This window comes from Siphonobacter sp. SORGH_AS_0500, from assembly GCF_002838835.1.
Classification (GTDB): Bacteria; Bacteroidota; Bacteroidia; order Cytophagales; family Spirosomataceae; genus Siphonobacter.
In genome coordinates, this window is sequence record NZ_NHPP01000003.1 from 204,866 (window position 1) to 223,596 (window position 18,731).

Genomic DNA, 18,731 nt, shown 5'->3' on the forward strand with positions numbered 1-18,731 from the left:
TTGATCTTAAGAAAGAATGTGAACCATTCGGAGCAGATCGTCAGAGATGGGCTTATCCTTGGTAATACATTCAATGAAAGGCGTATAAACCAGACGGTTATTGACTACGCCTGTCATTACGTTTTTCTGTCCACGTAGTAAGCCTTCAATGGCTCCCAGACCTAAACGGCTGGCCAGGATACGATCCTGAGCCGAAGGAACACCACCCCGCTGAATGTGACCCAGCGTAGTCACGCGAATGTCTACTTCAACGTCGATGCTTTTCTTGATTTTTTCGGCGATTTCGGTCGCACGACCTTCCTTTTCACCTTCAGCTACCACAACGATAGAAGAAGATTTTTTCTTTACAAAACCTTGTTTCAGCGTTTTAATAACCGCAGAAACGGGTTCAGAATGATCTTCGGGAACCACTACAAACTCGGCTCCGCCGCCAATACCTGACTGAATCGCGATATAACCCGAGTCACGACCCATTACTTCGATGAAGAAAACGCGATCATGAGAATCAGCCGTATCACGAATTTTATCGATGGCATCGAGGGAGGTATTTACCGCTGTATCGTAACCAATGGTATAATCCGTTCCGTATAAATCATTATCGATAGTACCGGGAGCACCTACCGTAGGGATTTTGAATTCGTTAAAGAAAATCTCTGCTCCGGTGAAGGTTCCATTGCCACCAATGGCTACTAAACCTTCAATACCCAGTGCTTTAAGATTATTATAAGCCTCCTGACGGCCTTCTGGCGTCATAAAGCGACGAGAGCGTGCCGATTTCAGAATAGTACCGCCTCGTTGAATTATATTAGAGACATCGCGGGATGTCATAGGGTAGATATCGCCTTCGATCATGCCGCTGTACCCCCGACGAATACCAAAAACTTCTACTTTATGGTACATTGCTCCCCGGACTACCGCCCGGATACAGGCGTTCATGCCTGGAGCATCTCCTCCGGAGGTAAACACTGCAATACGCTTCATATTTGTGGTCAAGCCCGTGTTTAATTATTGGTTGTAAATGGGATTTTGGAAAATTTTCACTAGGTTCCCTCTAAACTTTCTGCAAATTTACAGCTTCTTTCAGTCTATTGGTTTAGTGAAGTTTAAAAAACCGGGAGTTCATGGTAATTTAATAAGAAACAAACTTTTTTTGCTGAATTCTAAGTACCTATAAACAAGTTTATCAGGTCTTTTCAACAAATCCACCTAAATGATCGTTCTTAAATAAATCCAATAAAATCTTTTGCCTTTTACCCGAAGCTCAAGCCAAAGTGATAGGGTCTGTGCGTATGAAACGAGTCCTTCCCATTATTTTAATACTTTTCAGTATCACCTCAGGTGAACGGGTGCAAGCCCAGTTTTTACTCGGTCAGAGTAGCAGTAATTACGCCGGCGTGCATGGTGTTTACCTTAATCCGGCTACGGCTGCTGACTCTCGTTATAAGGTTCAGATTCACCTAGCGGGTTTTGAAACGTACTTCTACAATAATTATCTGGTATGGCAGGCTCCTTATTCGCCCTTTCAGATGATGACCAATACCGTACCTTCTAAATACCGGGGACCAAATAACGGCATTATTTTCAGGGATCAGGAATATTTGCGGGAGAAGTTAAACGGAAGAGACAAGCACGTTCGGGCTGGGGCCGAAATTCGGGGCTCTGGTGTGCTATTTACGATTAACAACAAAAATGCAATCTCCATCAACTCTCGCCTGAGGGTAGGAGCTGCCGCCACGAACGTTTCTGAATCCGTAGCAAGGCTTTTGAAAAACGGAACGGTCGTCAGTGGTCGAATTGAACCTGAGGATTTTGGAGCTCATTTACATGCAAATACCAATGCTCTGGTTGAACTTTCGGGAACCTATGCCCGGGTGCTGCTGGATGATGAGGAAGAGTTTATCAAAGTAGGCATTACCGCCAAACGTCTGATCAGTTTACAGCAATCCCACATTCATGGTCAGAATATTAACTATCAGTACATCACCGATCCCAGCGTACCTAATGGAGCCTACGTTCGGCTGAACAATCTCTCGGCTCAGTATGGAATGACGAACGAAGGAGCCTATAGTAATGCCAGTTTTAGTCCCGCCTGGTTATTAGGAAATGCCTCGGCGGGCAGTGGCTGGGGAGCAGATCTGGGTTTCGTATATGAATACCGTCCGGATGTTCGAAAGTATTCCTACCGTGAAAAAGGGCAAATGCTGAAGGATAATAGCAAGAATAAATACCTGTATCGGGTGAGTGTTTCCCTGCTGGACATTGGCCGGGTTTCGTATAAAAACCCCAACTATGTAGAAGCTTATGATTTACAAAGGTCAGGGCTGATTCTGAATGAAAGCAACTTTCGCCAATCGCCGGGCTTACCAGGAGTCATGGATGGGTTAAATCAAACTTTGAGGTCATCGCCTGAGGATCAGGTTTCTGTTTACCGAACGCTGCTACCAACCCGTTTGCAGGCCAGCGTGGACTATCTGGTAAAGGACAAGGTTTATGTAAATGCAATGGTTATACAAGGATTTGTTTCGAACAGGAATGTAAACTTTACGATGCCGTCTCTACTGGCGGTTACGCCTCGATATGAAGCCAAATGGTTTGAAGTAGCCGTACCGTTTTCATTAACCGACAACTACAGCCGAGTAGCAATGGGGATTGGGGCGAGAGCCGGAATTTTGTATGTGGGTTCTGATAACATCCTCCCTACGTTCAATATTGGTAACCCCAAAGGCATGGAATTTCACTTCGGCCTACAGATTCCGATTTACCGGAAACCGCCAGAATCACAATTGAAGTGTTACCCTGAGACCGAGAAGAGAGGAATTTTTGGTTTCTGAAGAAGAAAAGGAGATAAACGAAAGAGCCGACTGATTTCTCAGCCGGCTCTTTTGTTGGGTGATGCATGTGATTAACCCTTCACCATGCCAATGCCCGTCAGGAGTAAGCCTGAGCCGAGTAACATAAAAAAGGCCGGAGCCAGCCAGGTTGCCAAAGGAGCATCCACTCGAGCCTGACCCGGATTTTGAAGCGAATACCGAATGGGTAAACTGCGGCCTTTGATATTGGTGCTGGTTACCCGAAGAGCATAGCTTTTTCCATCCACTTCATAGACAATCCGGTCTTCTTCAACCAGCCCTAATACGCGGGCGGTGTTTTTCATCCAGTCCCGACGTTTATTCAAAATCGTCCAGCCAATCATGAAGGCCATGCCTCCGAGAATAATAATGATAACTCCAAAAACAACCATGGTCGGGTAAAAAAGGAGAGGGGTGCTCTCCTTTTGATTTAAAGAATATATTGACTCAAATCGCGGTTTTGCACCAGTCCGGCCAGCCGTTGATCGACCAGTTCTTTCGTAACTACTACCTGAGCATTGGGACCAATCTGGTCGGGAATGTCAAATAATACATCATTTAACAACTGACTTACTACGGTCTGTAATCGGCGGGCACCGATGTTTTCTACTTCGGTATTAAGCTGAAAGGCGACTTCCGCCAGAGCCTGAAGCGATTCGTCATTGAAGGTTAATCCTACGCCTTCGGCCCGAAGCATAGCTTCATACTGACGGGTTAAGGCATTGCGGGGTTCCTGTAAAATCCGAACAAAATCGGCCTGCGTTAGGGGCTGTAATTCTACGCGGATCGGGAAACGACCCTGAAGCTCAGGGATAAGATCGCTGGGCTTTGAAACGTGGAAGGCACCGGCGGCAATAAACAGGATGTGATCCGTGTGAATAACCCCGTACTTCGTATTGACGGTGGAACCTTCTACGATGGGTAATAAATCCCGTTGCACCCCTTCGCGGGAAACGTCCGGCCCGGAGCCGCCACTTTTGGCCGCTACTTTATCAATTTCATCAATGAAAATAATTCCCAGATTTTCTGCTTTGCGAATGGCTTCGTCCTTCACTTCATCCATGTCGATGAGTTTGGCGGCTTCTTCGTCCAGCAGAATTCGCTTGGCTTCGCCAATGGTTACCTTGCGTTTCTTCCGCTGCTTGGGCATCATGCCGGAAATCATCTCCTGAATGTTCATCATGGAGTTATCGTCAATCGGGCCGCCCATGACGCCAATGTTCGGTGAAGCACTTTGCTGTACGTCAATGTCGATCTTGCGTTCATCAATCTCGCCGGATCTGATTTTTTCCCGAAAACGTTCCCGCGTCCGTTCGTTCAGTTCGGCGTCTGACGCATTTTCAATGTTTTCGGAAGTAATAGAAGCCGAATGTGGATGAAAACCCGCGGGTTGTTTCACCGAAGGAATGAGGGCATCCAGAATGACTTCTTCCACAGCCTGAGCCGCCCGCTCTTTCACGGATTCTTTCTTGGCGGCCCGAACCATATGAATGGCTTGCTCTACGAGGTCGCGAACCATGCTTTCAACATCGCGGCCTACATACCCTACTTCGGTAAATTTGGACGCTTCCACTTTCGTGAAAGGAGCATCAGCCAGTTGAGCCAGACGACGAGCAATTTCGGTCTTACCGCAACCCGTGGGTCCAATCATCAGAATATTGTTCGGCATGATCTCCCGTTGCATTTCTGCCGGAGCGTTCATGCGTCTCCAGCGATTTCGCAGGGCAATGGCTACGTTCTTTTTCGCTTCGTGTTGTCCAATAATGTATTTATCCAATTCCGCTACAATCTGGCGGGGCGTAAGAGCTTCGAGATTTTTTGACATTCCAATGCTGTTTTCTTTCCATGAGTCCAGGGCAAAGCCTGACTCTTTCACATACTCACTTTTACTTACAAATATTATTCTAGCAACCTGGATACCTCACTATTTTTGTTTAAATGGTCAAAATTTTGAGGATTTACTTGATGAAGATTTATTGGTAAACAACTGAATAATAGTTTGTTATGTTTGTTTGATGGCCTCTTTCAATAACTTTTTTAAAGTAAGTAAATTCAAACTGTAAATCGGAAAATTTGTCAGGAAAAGCCTGGAGAACCGTTACTCTCAAGTAGAAAAGCACGGGCGAGCGAAACGCGTATGAGGAATAACTCTGAAATAACGGAAGTACCTTCTTCGTTAGAGCTTAGATCGGCTTTTGGGTGTTCAAATTAAATTTTATAAAGTTTGAACTTTCCACTTGCCAAATCCTTTAAAAACTACAAATTTTGTAAAGGAAATTGACTGATTCCGAGAATTTTTCGGGGAAATATGCAAGAAGTTAAAAGAGGAATCATACAAGGGGTAGTAGTGCTGGTGGCCCTTGTATATCTGGCGAAGTTATTTTACTTACAAGTGGTGGACGAGGGGTACTCGGAAGCTGCCGTGAATAATGCAATTGAGAAGGTAGTACAGATCCCGTATCGTGGTCAAATCTATGATCGTAAGGGTAATCTGATTGTGTATAACACCCCTACCTATGATTTATACATCACACCTAAGAAAGCCCGTATACCAGATACGCTTCGGTTATGTAATCTGCTGGGTGTTACGAAAATGCAGTTTGATAGCATGTATTCGGTGGCTCGGACGTATTCCAAGTTCAAGCCGTCTTTATTCATGCGTCAATTATCGGTAGAAGACTTTGCCCGCATTCAGGATGCGATGGTAGACTACCCCGGCTTTACCTTTGAAACCAGTGCTTTCCGAACGTATAATACTTCCACTATGGCTAATGCCCTGGGGTATGTAGCGGAGGTAAGTCCTAAATTACTGGAAGACCAGGAAGAAAAAGGTGAGAGTTACTACCGTCAGGGGGATTACATCGGTCAGAGTGGACTGGAGCGTTATTACGAAGAAACCCTGCGGGGGCAACGCGGCATGAAGTACATCATGAAGGATGTACACGGTGTTGTGAAAGGGCCCTGGAAGGGGGGAAGTGCGGATATTTCGCCCATCGCCGGAAAAAACCTCTATACTTCCATCGATCTGGATTTACAGCAATACGCGGATAGTTTATTTCAGAATAAATCAGGAAGTCTGGTTGCGATTGAGCCCAATACGGGAGAGATTCTGGCTATGGTTTCCTCGCCTTCGTACGACCCTAAATTGTTGTCAGGACGTAACTATTCGAAGAATTACGCCAAGCTGGCTTTGAATCCCTTTAATCCCTTGTTAAACCGGGCTTTACAGGGAACGTATCGTCCGGGGTCAACTTTTAAGACCATTGAGACACTGGTCGGATTACAGGATGGGGCCATTAGCCCCAGTACGGTATTAGGTCACTCCGGCATTCGGATGAACTGCCACTGTGGAGCAAGTTCGAGTAACTTGCACCGGGCCATTCAGCTTTCCTGTAACCCGTATTTTTATCACGTATTTCGTCGGATTATCTACAACAACGACGAAAAAGACGTTTACAAAAAATCGAAAGTGGGCTTAACCCGCTGGCATGATCGGGTTGCAAAATTTGGAATCGGTCAGAAGCTGGGGGTAGATTTACCTTACGAAAAAACGGGCTTATTACCCGACGTTGATTATTACAACAAGCGAAACAAAGGGGAGAATAACTGGAAATTTTCCAATATTTATTCCGTAGGGATTGGGGAAGGTGAGTTGCTGGTTACCCCCACTAAACTGGCCAATGTAGCGGCTATTATTGCCAATCGGGGCTGGTATATTACCCCTCACCTGGTGCGGGCCGTTGGTTCTCCGAAAAACGATCCACTCCCGCAATACCGGGAAAAACATTCAGTGGACATCGACACCCGGCACTTCGAGACGCTGATTGCAGGCATGTCAGACGCGGTGCGGAACGGTACGGTGATGCGGGCGGCAGTGATTCCTGATCTTGAAATCTGTGGAAAGACGGGTACTTCTCAAAACCGCCCCGGTCAGGATGATAACTCGGTTTTTATTTGTTTTGCCCCTCGGAATAACCCCAAGATTGCTATCGCGGCTATCGTCGATTATGGCCGGTGGGGAGGGACAACTTCTGCTCCCATTGCCATGATGGTAGCCGAGAAGTATATCAAAGGCACGGTAACGCATAAAGGCCTGGAACGGGAAATGATGAATAAGTATTTGTTACGTTTACCCGAACCGTCAAAAAAGAAAAAGTTGCTGGCAAAGCCTGAAGCAGGGAAGCAAACGCTCATCGTGCAAAACGGTAAAGTAATTGCCATTCCGGCAACCCCCAAGGCACTACCGAATTTCTCAGTTAACGATTTCCTGTCCGATTTATATTGATCGCCGCAGGTACTTCACTGATTCTAATACCCTACGAAATTGGCTTCTCGCGAGAATAGCATTTTAAATCGAATTGACTGGGTTACAATAGCCCTGTACCTGGCTTGCGTGGTAATCGGCTGGCTGAATATCTATGCCGCTGTATATAACCCCGAGCAACCCATAAGTATCTTTAATTTTGAGACAAACTCAGGTAAGCAATTGGTCTTTGCGGGTTTTTCGGTATTACTTATTATCGCCATTCTGGTGATTGACTACCGATTCTGGGAGACGTTTGCTTTTTATATCTACGGCTTTATTCTCTTATTACTCGTTGGCGTTCTGGTTCTGGGGGCTGATATTAAAGGTTCGCACTCGTGGTTTAGAATTGGGCCGGTTGGCTTTCAGCCGGCGGAGGTTGCCAAGATGCTACTGCCCTGGCCATTGCCAAGTATCTGAGCACGCCGGGAACGAATTTAGCCAAGTTTAAGGATCAGTTTACGGTGGCGATTTTCATGTTAATTCCCATTCTGCTGATTCTGTTATCGAGAGAAACGGGACAAACGCTGGTGATTGTTGGGCTGGTATTGATGCTGTATCGGGAAGGGTTACCGGGCATTTACCCCTCCATTATTATCGTTTCAGCGACCTTACTGATTCTGGCTCTTACAGTCGATACCCTGACTATCGCCATTGTTCTTGCAGTCATTGCTGGTATGGTCTTATTCTTTATGCCCCGGTATGAGCGAACTCGGAAGACGTATGTTACCATAGGACTTATTTATGTGGGTTGTCTGGTTGTGGTCTGGGCTACCGACTTCTTCATCCATAATGTTCTCGCTCCGCACCAGCGTTCACGGATAGAGGTATTAATTGATCCCAACAGCCATAAACGGGGGGCGGGCTGGAACGTCATTCAGTCAAAAATTGCGATTGGTTCGGGGGGCGTTTTTGGCAAAGGCTTCCTGCAAGGCACACAAACGAAGTTTGATTTCGTGCCCGAACAAAGTACGGACTTTATTTTCTGTACGGTAGGGGAAGAACACGGATTTTTCGGGAGTCTCGTGGTCATTGGCTTGTTAATAGCTTTAATTCTTCGTTTAATATTTCTCGCTGAACGACAGCGAATTAAGTTCGCCCGAGTGTATGGATATGGGGTAGTATCCATCTTCTTTTTTCACTTTCTGGTTAACATAGGCATGACGATTGGACTCATGCCTGTGATCGGTATTCCGCTGCCCTTTTTTAGTTATGGAGGTTCGGGGTTATGGTCGTTTACCATCCTGCTTTTCATCTTTTTAAAACTCGACTCCCAGCGTTCACTGATTATGTCTCGGGTTTAGAGGCTTGCCGTCAGAACTTTTATGGAGCCTTTCAGCCCAAAGGAATATTCAGCTATAGAGGATCTTTGTATAATGGCATGTACAATCCGTTATACCTATGGTAATCCTTCAAACTCAACAACTTGAATTTTATTTTCGAAAAGATCAGCCCATCGTCCGGAGTATTGATCTCCAGGTGCCGCAAGGATCCATATTTGGATTTTTAGGACCCAATGGAGCTGGTAAAACCACCTCTATCCGGCTGATACTAGGACTATTGCAGGCAAAATCTGGTACGGTTGAAATCTTCGGACAGGAGTTGGGATCCAACCGAAGTGCCTTATTTCAGAAAATAGGTTCCCTCATCGAATCGCCCTCCCTTTACCTGCACCTGACGGGTAAACAAAATCTTGAAATTGCCCGACACTATACGCAGAAGCCCGCATCCAGAATTAACGAAGTACTGGCAATGGTGGGGCTGGAGCACGCGGCTACTAAAAAAGCCGGGGCCTATTCGCTCGGAATGAAACAGCGGCTGGGGCTGGCCATGGCCTTACTTCATCAGCCTGAGTTAGTGATTCTGGATGAACCTACCAATGGCCTCGACCCGGGCGGAATCATTGAAATGCGGGAGCTGATTAAACAGTTGAATCGGGATTTAGGAATTACATTCTTCGTGTCAAGTCACCTGCTGGCGGAGGTCGAGCGGATGTGTACGCACGTAGGAATTATTCATCAGGGTAATCTGCTTTTTCAGGGAAGTATTCAGGAGCTTCAAAGGGCTCAGGCACAGCAGCGAATGATTTATATTGATACCAATAATCACGAACAGGCTCAGTCAATTTTGTCGGAACTGAAACCTCAGCTAGTGGCAGGTAAGTTAACCGTTCCTTTTGAAAGTAAAGCTCAGGTCGCGGCTCTTAATCATTCACTAGTAACGGCTGGAATCGATGTGTACGAACTAAACATTCAGGGAGCTGACCTAGAAGAAATGTTCCTGAATATTATCCGCTGATTATCAATCTTTCACCTTCACAAAACGATGTTATTAAGTTATATACCTGCTTCCTTTCGGATTGAAATCCTGAAAACGCGAAATACTTCGGCCCTATGGCTAACCTTTATTGGATCACTTTTTGCTCCAGCAATTCTCTTTATCGGATACTTGTCCAAACCTGAAATTGGTTACGCTGGGGCGAAAATAAACGCCTGGGATTTATTCATCGGGCGTTGCTGGCAGGCTGAAATTGCGGTGTTTATCCCTTTTTACGCGGTACTTATGAACAGCTTGATTGTCAATATCGAGCATCGTTCCAACACCTGGAAGTATGTATTCACGCAACCATTCCCAAAAAGTTCCGTCTGGGTTGGGAAGATACTCCTCATCCAAAGCTTGATTCTCCTGCATTTTCTGGTTTTTAATAGCTTAACGCTGGTAGCCGGAGGGATTTTAGCTCTCATAGATTCTAACTATGGTTTTGCGAATCATATACCCAGCTTTGATATCATTTTGAAATTTATTGTTAAAACCTTTATTGCCACCCTGGGTGTTTCAGGCATTCATTACTGGCTGGCTACCCGTATCAAAAATATCATTGTGCCTATTGGTATTGCCCTGATGGGTATCGTATTATCCAGTGTGTTAATAATGCAGCAATGGAAATACGTGGACTGGTTCCCGTATGCATTTCCCTTGTTATCCTCTATGAGAAAGTCCAACGATTTTCTGGTTCTTCACGAATGGGTTAGTCTGGGATATTTCATCGTTTTAAATGTATTGGGCTACCTAGATATTTCCCGACGTAATATGGGGTAATACTCAGGTTTGATAAAGCTCGCCGTGATTAGTGATCAAACTAGTCACGGCGATTTTTATTTACTACCCAAATGGATTAGAGACGGAAGGAAGTGTATCCGGGAATCAGTATTGACCAAATAAAAAGTAGGACTTAAGAGTGAATAAAAAAGAATATCGGCTTGGATAATACTTTACAGATCATGTAATTTTAGCGGCTATTTTAACATCCCCCTTCTTAAAGTATGTCTAGTTCCAGCTCTCTGACGACGAGCACCACCCGTTCCGCATATACCATCATTCTGGTGGCGGCCCTGGGGTATTTTGTCGATGTATATGACCTGATTCTGTTTGGAGTCATCCGTAACCCCAGTTTATTAGATTTAGGAGTTCCTGAAAATCAGTTACTTGCTCAGGGCACTACGCTCTTTAACTGGCAGATGGCTGGTATGCTGCTGGGCGGAATTTTTTGGGGTGTTATTGGAGACAAGAAAGGCCGAAAGTCGGTTCTGTTTGGCTCTATTTTAATGTATTCGCTGGCCAATGCGATCAATGGATTAATCAGCGATCTTACCATTTATGCCGTCTTACGCTTTATTGCCGGGGTTGGGCTAGCCGGTGAACTGGGAGCAGGAATCACCCTGATTAATGAAACCATGCCGAAAGAAAAACGGGGGTATGGTACGCTGATTGTGGCGGGTTTTGGAGCTTCAGGAGCCGTTTTTGCCGCTCTATTACCCGAATTTATTCCGAACTGGCGAATCCTCTATTTCATTGGCGGTGGCTTGGGACTGGCTCTATTAACCCTGCGAATTGGAACCTACGAATCCGGTTTATTCGAAAAAGCGGAGCATAGTAACGTCAAGAAAGGCGATTTTCTGAGTTTGTTTACCGATCAGAAACGCTTTAAAAAGTACCTGGCCTGTATCTTCATCGGTATTCCAATCTGGTATGTTATTTCAGTATTAGTCCTTTCTGCACCAGAATTGGTAAAAGCGTTAGGCATTCAGCACATTCGTCCCAACCTGACCATTGCGTATCTCTACGCCGGACTTTCCATCGGTGATCTGGTTGTAGGGTTAATCAGTCAGCAGATTCGGAGCCGTAAAAAAGCCATTTACCTTTACCTGTCTTCGCTGACGGTGTTGGTGGTGTATTATATGTATTCGCAAGGACTTTCCTCGCAGGAGTTTTACTGGCTCTGCTTCGTGTTGGGCTTTTTTGCCGGGTACTGGGCCATGTTCGTGACGATGTCTTCGGAGCAATTTGGCACTAACCTTCGGGCAACGGTAACCACTACTATCCCCAACTTCGTTCGCGGAGCCGTTATTCCTATTAGTTTGTTATTCAAGAGCTTTATTCCTTCGTTGGGCCTGATTGGTTCGGCTTTGACGGTTGGTCTGGTTTGCCTGGGACTGGCCTTCCTTTCCAACTGGAGCGTTGAAGAGACGTTTGGCAAAGAGCTGGATTACCTGGAATAAATGAGTTGCGAAACGAACTCAACCGACCGACGATCTGCCCAACACAGGCCGTCGGTCGTTTTTTCATAAAAGCCACAGTGACCGCCCATCTGAGGCGTTTCCAGCCAGAGGTAATCCGATTTTCGGGCTAAGGCTTCCGGCGAACAACTCGGCGAAAGAATGGGGTCATTCTGAGCATTTAATAACAACGTTGGAACCTGAATGTGTTCGACAAAAGGCAGGGCAGAGGTGGCTTCCGCGTAATTTTTCCAGCCTAACAAAGGGGAAACGTATTCGTTCGTGAAGTCGTCGAGCGTACGGTACCGGGCAAATTCGGCGTATTGCGTTGGGGGTATTAAATGCTGACGGGTAGCCATGAATTTCCGAAGCTTCCGCATAAAATACCATTCATAAAACGTCCCCCGACACACCGCCATGCTACCCGCCATATCGGTTGGGGTAGAAATGGCCACCATTGCCTCAATAGCCTTGGGGAGAGCAGCCCCCAGTTCGCCAGCGTATTTCAGGATCTGATTACCCCCTTTACTATAGCCTACCAGAATCAGGAAGGTGTAACCTCGCGTTAAAGCATAGCTTATGATTTCTTTTAATTCATCCGTGCTGCCGTGAGTAGTTATCTTTTCCAGTCGGTTGCAGGTGCCACCCAAGCCCCGATGATTCCAGGCCAAAGTGTCATAACCTGCCAGATTAAAGGACTTAACACCGCCCAGCACATAGTGACGGGTAGTATTTCCGAGGTAACCGTGTGAAATAATTGCTAATGGCCTTTTGGTGCTGGAAATCAGTGTGTTATCTAGGTGATCTCCGGTAGCATAACTCCAGTCTAAATCAAGAAAATCACCATCCGTTAATTCTAAACGTTCACGTACATACGTTACCCCCTGCACCCGTCTGAACGTGCTGGGATAAATCGTCGACAAATGTGGATTTCTGAATCCCTTGGGGGCTTTATAGGAAGAATGAGTAATTAAAGGCATCGAGTAAAGATACGGCGACCGAAAAGCTTACCTGTGCATTGTTTTCAAAAAAAGTAAGATAAAATTTTTCTCTTGTCAGAATGAAGTATAGGTTTAAAGTGTAGTTTAGATGAACCAAATAATAATTAAGTGTTGGCATAGTCCTTTCACCTATTACCTATCAGAAACTTTTGTAGTAGTTTCGTTTCACTATTGAATATTTGCCTGCCAACATGACAGGTCTTTGCTATATGAATAAAAAGAAGCCCAGTTCACTCACCAACCTACAACTAGTCGAAATGTCTGAATTTGACAGCATGGAGATGATTCCTCTGTCAGCTGGCGATTTTGATGAAAATGATGATCCTGCGGATTATGCCGAACAGTTACCCATATTGCCCATTCGCAATATTGTGCTGTTTCCAGGGATGGTGATTCCGGTAACGGTCGGGCGTCAGAAGTCTATCCGTCTGGTAAAGAAGCAATACAAAGCTAAAAATAAGGTAGTGGGCGTGGTTGCTATGGCTAACCCGCAAAAGGAAGAACCTACACCGGAAGATCTTTACCGCGTAGGAACGCTCGCCCAGATTCTGAAAATGATTGTGTTGCCCGATGGGAACGTTACGATCATTGTGCAGGGGAAAAAACGCTTCCAGATTCAGGAATTCCTGAAAGAAGAGCCTCATTTTCTGGCTCAGGTAAATTACATCGACGACAATTTTCCAGCAAAACCGAATCGAGAAGCCAAAGCTCTCATTCAGTCGTTGCGGGATGCCGCTCATAAGTCGTTAAATCTGAATCCTGAAATTCCAAGAGAAGCTCAGATCGCTCTGGACAACATTGAGTCGAATAACTTCCTCATTCATTTCCTTTCTGCCAATACCAACGCCGATCAGCCTGAAAAACAGGGGCTGCTGGAAACGTTTGATTCCGTAGAGCAGGCCACAAAATTGCTGGCCGTAATGCTGAAGGATATTCAGTTACTGGAAATGAAGCGGGAAATTCAGACCAAAGCCAGCAGCGAAATTGATCAGCAACAGCGGGATTATTACATCCGTCAGCAAATCAAGGTGCTTCAGGAAGAGTTGGGGATTGATTCGCCCGAGCAGGAAATTGATGCTCTTCAGGCCAAAGCGGCTCAGAAAAAATGGAGTAAAGAGGTAAATGACCAATTCCAGAAAGAAATCAGTAAGCTACGCCGGACGAACCCCATGTCGCCGGAGTATCCGATTGGGATGAACTATCTGGAATTGATGGTTGATTTACCCTGGAATGATTATACCAAAGATTTCTTTGATCTGAAAAAAGCCCAGAAAATCCTCGATCAGGATCACTTCGGGCTGGAGAAAATTAAGGAACGGATTATTGAATACCTGGCTGTACTGAAAATGAAGGGGAATATGAAAGCCCCGATTTTGTGTCTCTACGGTCCTCCGGGGGTAGGTAAAACATCCCTGGGCCGTTCCATTGCGAAAGCTCTGGGACGCAAGTACGTTCGAATGGCTCTGGGTGGCGTGCATGACGAATCGGAAATTCGGGGTCACCGGAAAACCTACATTGGTGCGATGCCCGGTAAGGTGATTCAGAACATTCGTAAATCAAAATCTTCCAATCCCGTATTTATTCTGGATGAGATAGATAAGGTATCGAGCGATTTCCGGGGTGATCCTTCTTCGGCATTGCTGGAAGTACTTGATCCTGAACAGAACGGTAGCTTTCAGGATAATTACCTAGAAGTAGAGTACGATCTATCGAAAGTACTTTTCATTGCTACTGCTAACTCGCTGGAACCCATTCAGCCCGCCCTTCGGGATCGGATGGAGATCATTGAGTTGACGGGCTATACGATGGAAGAGAAAGTACAGATTGCTAAAAAATACCTGGTTCCTAAACAGAAACAGGAGCACGGTCTGGAAGGAAAAATGCTGAATTTCACGGATGCGGCCATTCAGAAAGTAATCGAAGGCTACACGCGTGAATCGGGCGTTCGTTCGCTGGAACAGAAGATTGGTTCCATCGTTCGGAAGATTACCAAAGCCATTGCTCTGGAAGAGGAGTATCCCAAGACACTGCGTACGGAAGACGTGGTAAAGTTATTGGGAGCCGAATTTTTCGATAAAGACGAATACGATAATAACGATACCGCCGGAGTGGTAACGGGTCTGGCCTGGACTAGCGTAGGAGGTGAAATCCTCTTCGTGGAATCTAGCCTGAACCGGGGTCGTGGTACGCTTACCCTGTCAGGACAATTGGGTGATGTAATGAAAGAGTCTGCTATTACTGCTCTGAGTTACATCAAGGCCCACGCCGACGAGTTGAATATTGACCACCGTTTATTCGAACACTACAACCTGCACGTACACGTACCTGCCGGGGCGGTGCCGAAAGATGGACCTTCTGCCGGGGTTACGATGATTACGTCGATGGTTTCAGTCTTTACGCAACGGAAAGTCAAATCTAACCTGGCCATGACGGGAGAGGTTACACTTCGGGGTAAAGTATTGCCCGTAGGCGGTATCAAGGAGAAAATTCTGGCGGCGAAGCGAGCAGGTATTAAGGAGATTATTCTTTGCAAGAAAAACCGCAAAGACATCGAAGAGATTAACCCTTCGTACGTTCAGGATCTGGTTTTCCATTATGTAGACCGCGTAGAAGAAGTACTGGAGGCGGCCTTACTGGAAGAAAAAGTGGATCGTCCGATCAAGTTCGTTTTCCCTGATGAGAAAGAAAAACCAGCTGATACGGCCACTCCTGAAGTTGTCGTGTTGAATTAATAAAAGCTGAGTAAAACAAAAGCGATGGATTCCGAAGAGTCCATCGCTTTTGTTTTACTAAATACGTGTGGTATGGGTTATAAAACAGAAGTTTGTTTCTTCATAAAACTCTTTACCGCAGTGTCTTTGTCGCGGATGAGTAGCTTTCCAAAAGTCGCTTTCTTCGTAATCGACGAAGAAAGACTAGCCACTCCTGCCGCCTGCCGGCCTCCTGTAGTGGTACCGTACAAGGCTGCATTCAGTAAAGTTTCCTGCGTATTTCCTAAGGCATACAGATTAAAAGGCTCTGAAAGGGAGGTATTAGGCGTAAAACCAGCCGTATAATCGGATGCCCCGAGACTATTATATACCTTCACGATAATGGGCTGTAAGGCGAATGAATATTTACCTGTATCGTCGGTTAAAGTGGTAGAGCCTACGTTTTTCCCATAAGTGGTTTCTCCAATCAGATTAACCGTCATGTAGGGCTTGAGCCCATTGATAACCAGCTCACTGGCAGAGGCCGTCCACTCCGAAGTTAAAATCGTAACCTTACTAATCTGATTACCAACATTGTTGGGTTCATTCGTAAAATAGGCGTTGAAAGCGTCGCTGCCATATTGTTGCTGGAGGTACTGATTCATCTGGCTGTTATACTCTTCTTTATAGAAAATCTGCGAAGCTCCGCTGTACTTCACAATCAGACTCGCCAAAGTAGTAGCCGTCGCACCTGAACCGCCGGGGTTATACCGCAAGTCCAGAATTAATTCCTGAACGCCCGCCGATTTAAAATCTCCAAAAATCTGACGCAGGTGATTGTCGTAGGCATTGCTGGAAGAGTTATTCGGGCTGGAAACAAACTGGTTATAGACCAGATACCCCACCTTCTTTCCATTAACCGTATAGGTGGAATCCAAAAACACCGGATCTTCCTGAAAAGTCGTGGCGGTTACGGCCAGTATCGTGCTGGTATCCTCGATGGTGTTACTGGTACTGACGGTTCCCAGGGTAAACGAGTAAGAAGTGGTTGACCCGTACAGTAACGACTCATAGTTGGTAGTGGTAAGGGTGGTGCCGTTAACTTTCGTGAAAACGTCGCCGCGTTTGAAGCCCGCCGCCGCTGCCGGAGAACCTTTCAGCACATATAATACCTGTCCAACGATATTTACCCGAGCATTATCGCGATAGAACAATCGAAATTGCATGCCCGTGGTGAGGCTTTCGCCATTCAAAGCCGCTTCCAGCGTTGCTGCGTCCGAGGAGAAATAAGAGAAGCGATCTCCATCGGGATTGGAGGTGGCATTGTAAGTGTTTAGTAAAGAGGTGAAATACGATTCTGGCTCCAGCGTCTGGTCAGTATTAGCTTCGCTGGGGAGCTTGTCGGCCCAGAAATAGTAACTCGCCATTTGTTCATAAATCCACTGATTACCGGCTACATGCTCCTTTGAGTTAGTGTCGGGAGTGGCATCTTCGGTATTTTTTTTACAGGCAAAAAGGCCCATTCCAAGGCACAGAGCTAATAATAGGGGAGCAGTTCTTCTTTTCACGGTTTTCGTTGGAATGATTTAACAGCCCATACGCCGATTCACGCGAAGGCGTTGAGGTCGCCTACGGCTTAGGGATTGAAAGGAAACTTTTGGCGATGGGAACCCTAAAATTCGCTACGTACTCAATCCGATGGACTGGTACGTTTCTTTCGCTGAAAGAGTGAAAGCATAAGAGGAAGCCATACCAGTACCTTATCTTTTTCTACCATTTAAAATGTAATACAATGGATTTAAAGTTGACTGAAAAAGTAGCTTTGGTGACGGGCTCAACGGCGGGCATTGGGCTGGCAATTGCTCAGGGATTAGCTCGGGAAGGAGCAACCGTGTACGTAAATGGCCGAACGCAGGAGCGGGTCGAAGAAGCGATCTCAACGATCAAAGCCACTATTCCAGACGCGAAACTGAAAGGTGTTACCGCTGATTTTTCCAAAGTAAAGGAGGTGAATGCTCTGCTGGAAGAAGTCCCGGAAGTAGATATCCTGATTAATAATGTCGGCATATTCGGACAAAAACCGTTCGCAGAAATTACCGATGAAGAATGGATGAACTATTACGAAGTCAATGTGCTGAGTGGTGTTCGACTGTCCCGATATTATTTCCCTAAAATGCTGGCTCAGAATTGGGGCCGCATTATATTTCTTTCCAGCGAATCGGCCATTCAAATACCGGAAGACATGATTCAGTACGGGATGACAAAAACAGCTATGCTGGCGATTAGCCGAGGTTTGGCGGAGTTAACCAAGGGAACGGAGGTGACCGTTAATGCCGTTTTGCCCGGACCGACCTGGTCGGAAGGCAATGAAAAGGGGGTCAAACAAACCGCGGAGAAAGAGAACATTACCGTTGAGGAAGCTCAGCAGGAATTTTTTAAAAAAGACCGTCCTACGTCATTGTTACAACGCTTCGCAACGACCGAAGAAGTGGCCAATCTAGTTACGTATGTGTCGAGTCCTTTGTCATCGGCAACTAATGGGGCGGCTTTGCGGGTAGATGGCGGAGTCGTTAAATCTGCTTTTTAAAAAGATGCTTATGGAACCAGAATTGCTGTATTTCAAAGACGACGGCGTGATTCCTAATAACAAACTCCCCGTAGTTATTTATCGAAAAGTAACCGAAGAAACCGGGAATAGAGCCGCTCAATGGCTCGAAGATCGTTTTGCCAGTCATGATTGGACCAACTCGTGGAGGAATGGCGTGTATCCCTTTCATCATTACCATAGCACTTCGCACGAAGTTCTGGGTATTTATTCAGGCCAGGCTCAACTGCAATTGGGGGGCGAAAAAGGCCAGGTATTAAGCGTACAAGCGGGAGATGTACTGATTCTTCCGGCGGGAACAGGCCATAAAAAGATAGAAGCCAGTACCGATTTCGGAGTGGTAGGAGCGTATCCGCAAGGGAAAGACTGGGATTTACTGAAGGGAGAAAAAGGCGAACGACCTCAAGCAGATCAAAACATAGCTGCACTTGAGTTACCTGTCAAAGACCCTGTTTACGGAGACTGGCGTATTACTCCCTGGCAAAAATGAATAAAAAGGAGCTTTTACCCTGGGTTGGATGAGTAAAAGCTCCTTTAGTCTTAATAAAATTGAAGGTTGAATAGTTTCTATTAATTAGATTTCCGCCGGTTAATCGTTAACGTGAGTTGGTAGACGGAGCCGAGTTTCAAATCTATTTTCAGAATAGGCAGAATGTATGGAAAATAGATTTGAAAAACGCAGGATTCATATGCATGCAATGATGAGTTGGCACTAGTTACTACGTAT

15 protein-coding genes are annotated in these 18,731 nt (G+C 45.8%); 10 read left to right on the plus strand and 5 right to left on the minus strand.

Annotation, left to right across the window (positions count from 1 at the left end; all coding sequences use genetic code 11):
• Positions 1-6: 6 nt before the first annotated feature.
• Complete coding sequence (gene pfkA / locus BWI96_RS04635; RefSeq protein ID WP_106635522.1) at positions 7-981, minus strand: 6-phosphofructokinase; 975 nt, start codon at positions 979-981, stop codon at positions 7-9.
• Between the two features lie 308 nt (positions 982-1,289).
• Between pfkA and BWI96_RS04640 the strand changes: the two genes are divergently transcribed.
• Positions 1,290-2,831, plus strand: a complete 1,542-nt coding sequence (locus tag BWI96_RS04640; protein WP_106635523.1) for a DUF5723 family protein — start codon at positions 1,290-1,292, stop codon at positions 2,829-2,831.
• A 71-nt stretch (positions 2,832-2,902) separates the two neighbouring features.
• Here the strand turns inward: BWI96_RS04640 and BWI96_RS04645 are convergent, their stop codons facing one another.
• Complete coding sequence (locus BWI96_RS04645; RefSeq protein ID WP_106635524.1) at positions 2,903-3,241, minus strand: DUF3592 domain-containing protein; 339 nt, start codon at positions 3,239-3,241, stop codon at positions 2,903-2,905.
• A 38-nt stretch (positions 3,242-3,279) separates the two neighbouring features.
• On the minus strand, positions 3,280-4,674 hold the full coding sequence (gene hslU / locus BWI96_RS04650; protein WP_106635662.1) for an ATP-dependent protease ATPase subunit HslU: 1,395 nt from the start codon (positions 4,672-4,674) through the stop codon (positions 3,280-3,282).
• 483 nt (positions 4,675-5,157) lie between these two features.
• On the opposite strand from hslU, the gene mrdA reads away from it, so the two are divergent.
• From mrdA to BWI96_RS04675, 6 genes are all read left to right on the plus strand, one after another.
• The gene (gene mrdA / locus BWI96_RS04655) at positions 5,158-7,134 is read left to right on the plus strand and encodes a penicillin-binding protein 2 (protein WP_106635525.1); all 1,977 of its coding nucleotides are present in this window, start codon (positions 5,158-5,160) and stop codon (positions 7,132-7,134) included.
• A 39-nt stretch (positions 7,135-7,173) separates the two neighbouring features.
• Positions 7,174-7,572, plus strand: a complete 399-nt coding sequence (locus BWI96_RS23135) for an FtsW/RodA/SpoVE family cell cycle protein (protein WP_369804067.1) — start codon at positions 7,174-7,176, stop codon at positions 7,570-7,572.
• Positions 7,569-8,456 (plus strand): rod shape-determining protein RodA, encoded by an 888-nt coding sequence (gene rodA, locus BWI96_RS04660; protein ID WP_369804070.1) that lies wholly within the window; start codon positions 7,569-7,571, stop codon positions 8,454-8,456. Before BWI96_RS23135 ends, rodA begins: the two co-directional genes overlap by 4 nt.
• Positions 8,457-8,553: 97 nt before the next feature.
• Positions 8,554-9,450, plus strand: a complete 897-nt coding sequence (locus tag BWI96_RS04665) for an ABC transporter ATP-binding protein (RefSeq protein WP_106635526.1) — start codon at positions 8,554-8,556, stop codon at positions 9,448-9,450.
• Between the two features lie 27 nt (positions 9,451-9,477).
• Positions 9,478-10,251 (plus strand): ABC transporter permease, encoded by a 774-nt coding sequence (locus tag BWI96_RS04670; protein ID WP_106635527.1) that lies wholly within the window; start codon positions 9,478-9,480, stop codon positions 10,249-10,251.
• A 224-nt stretch (positions 10,252-10,475) separates the two neighbouring features.
• Complete coding sequence (locus tag BWI96_RS04675; RefSeq protein WP_106635528.1) at positions 10,476-11,711, plus strand: MFS transporter; 1,236 nt, start codon at positions 10,476-10,478, stop codon at positions 11,709-11,711.
• On the opposite strand, the gene BWI96_RS04680 is transcribed toward BWI96_RS04675, so the two are convergent.
• Positions 11,699-12,688: a YheT family hydrolase gene (locus tag BWI96_RS04680; protein ID WP_106635529.1), complete on the minus strand. Its 990-nt coding sequence runs from the start codon at positions 12,686-12,688 to the stop codon at positions 11,699-11,701. The two genes, BWI96_RS04675 and BWI96_RS04680, sit on opposite strands and share 13 nt — an antisense overlap.
• A 278-nt stretch (positions 12,689-12,966) precedes the next feature.
• Between BWI96_RS04680 and lon the strand changes: the two genes are divergently transcribed.
• Complete coding sequence (gene lon / locus BWI96_RS04685) at positions 12,967-15,441, plus strand: endopeptidase La (protein ID WP_369804068.1); 2,475 nt, start codon at positions 12,967-12,969, stop codon at positions 15,439-15,441.
• Between the two features lie 77 nt (positions 15,442-15,518).
• Here lon and BWI96_RS04690 read toward each other — a convergent pair whose 3' ends face one another.
• Positions 15,519-16,967 carry a S41 family peptidase gene (locus tag BWI96_RS04690; protein ID WP_232793576.1) on the minus strand — a complete coding sequence of 483 codons (1,449 nt, stop codon included), beginning with the start codon at positions 16,965-16,967 and terminating at the stop codon, positions 15,519-15,521.
• Between the two features lie 224 nt (positions 16,968-17,191).
• On the opposite strand from BWI96_RS04690, the gene BWI96_RS04695 reads away from it, so the two are divergent.
• Positions 17,192-17,986, plus strand: a complete 795-nt coding sequence (locus BWI96_RS04695; RefSeq protein ID WP_106635532.1) for an SDR family NAD(P)-dependent oxidoreductase — start codon at positions 17,192-17,194, stop codon at positions 17,984-17,986.
• Between the two features lie 10 nt (positions 17,987-17,996).
• The gene (locus tag BWI96_RS04700; RefSeq protein ID WP_232793577.1) at positions 17,997-18,494 is read left to right on the plus strand and encodes a cupin domain-containing protein; all 498 of its coding nucleotides are present in this window, start codon (positions 17,997-17,999) and stop codon (positions 18,492-18,494) included.
• Positions 18,495-18,731 lie beyond the last annotated feature (237 nt).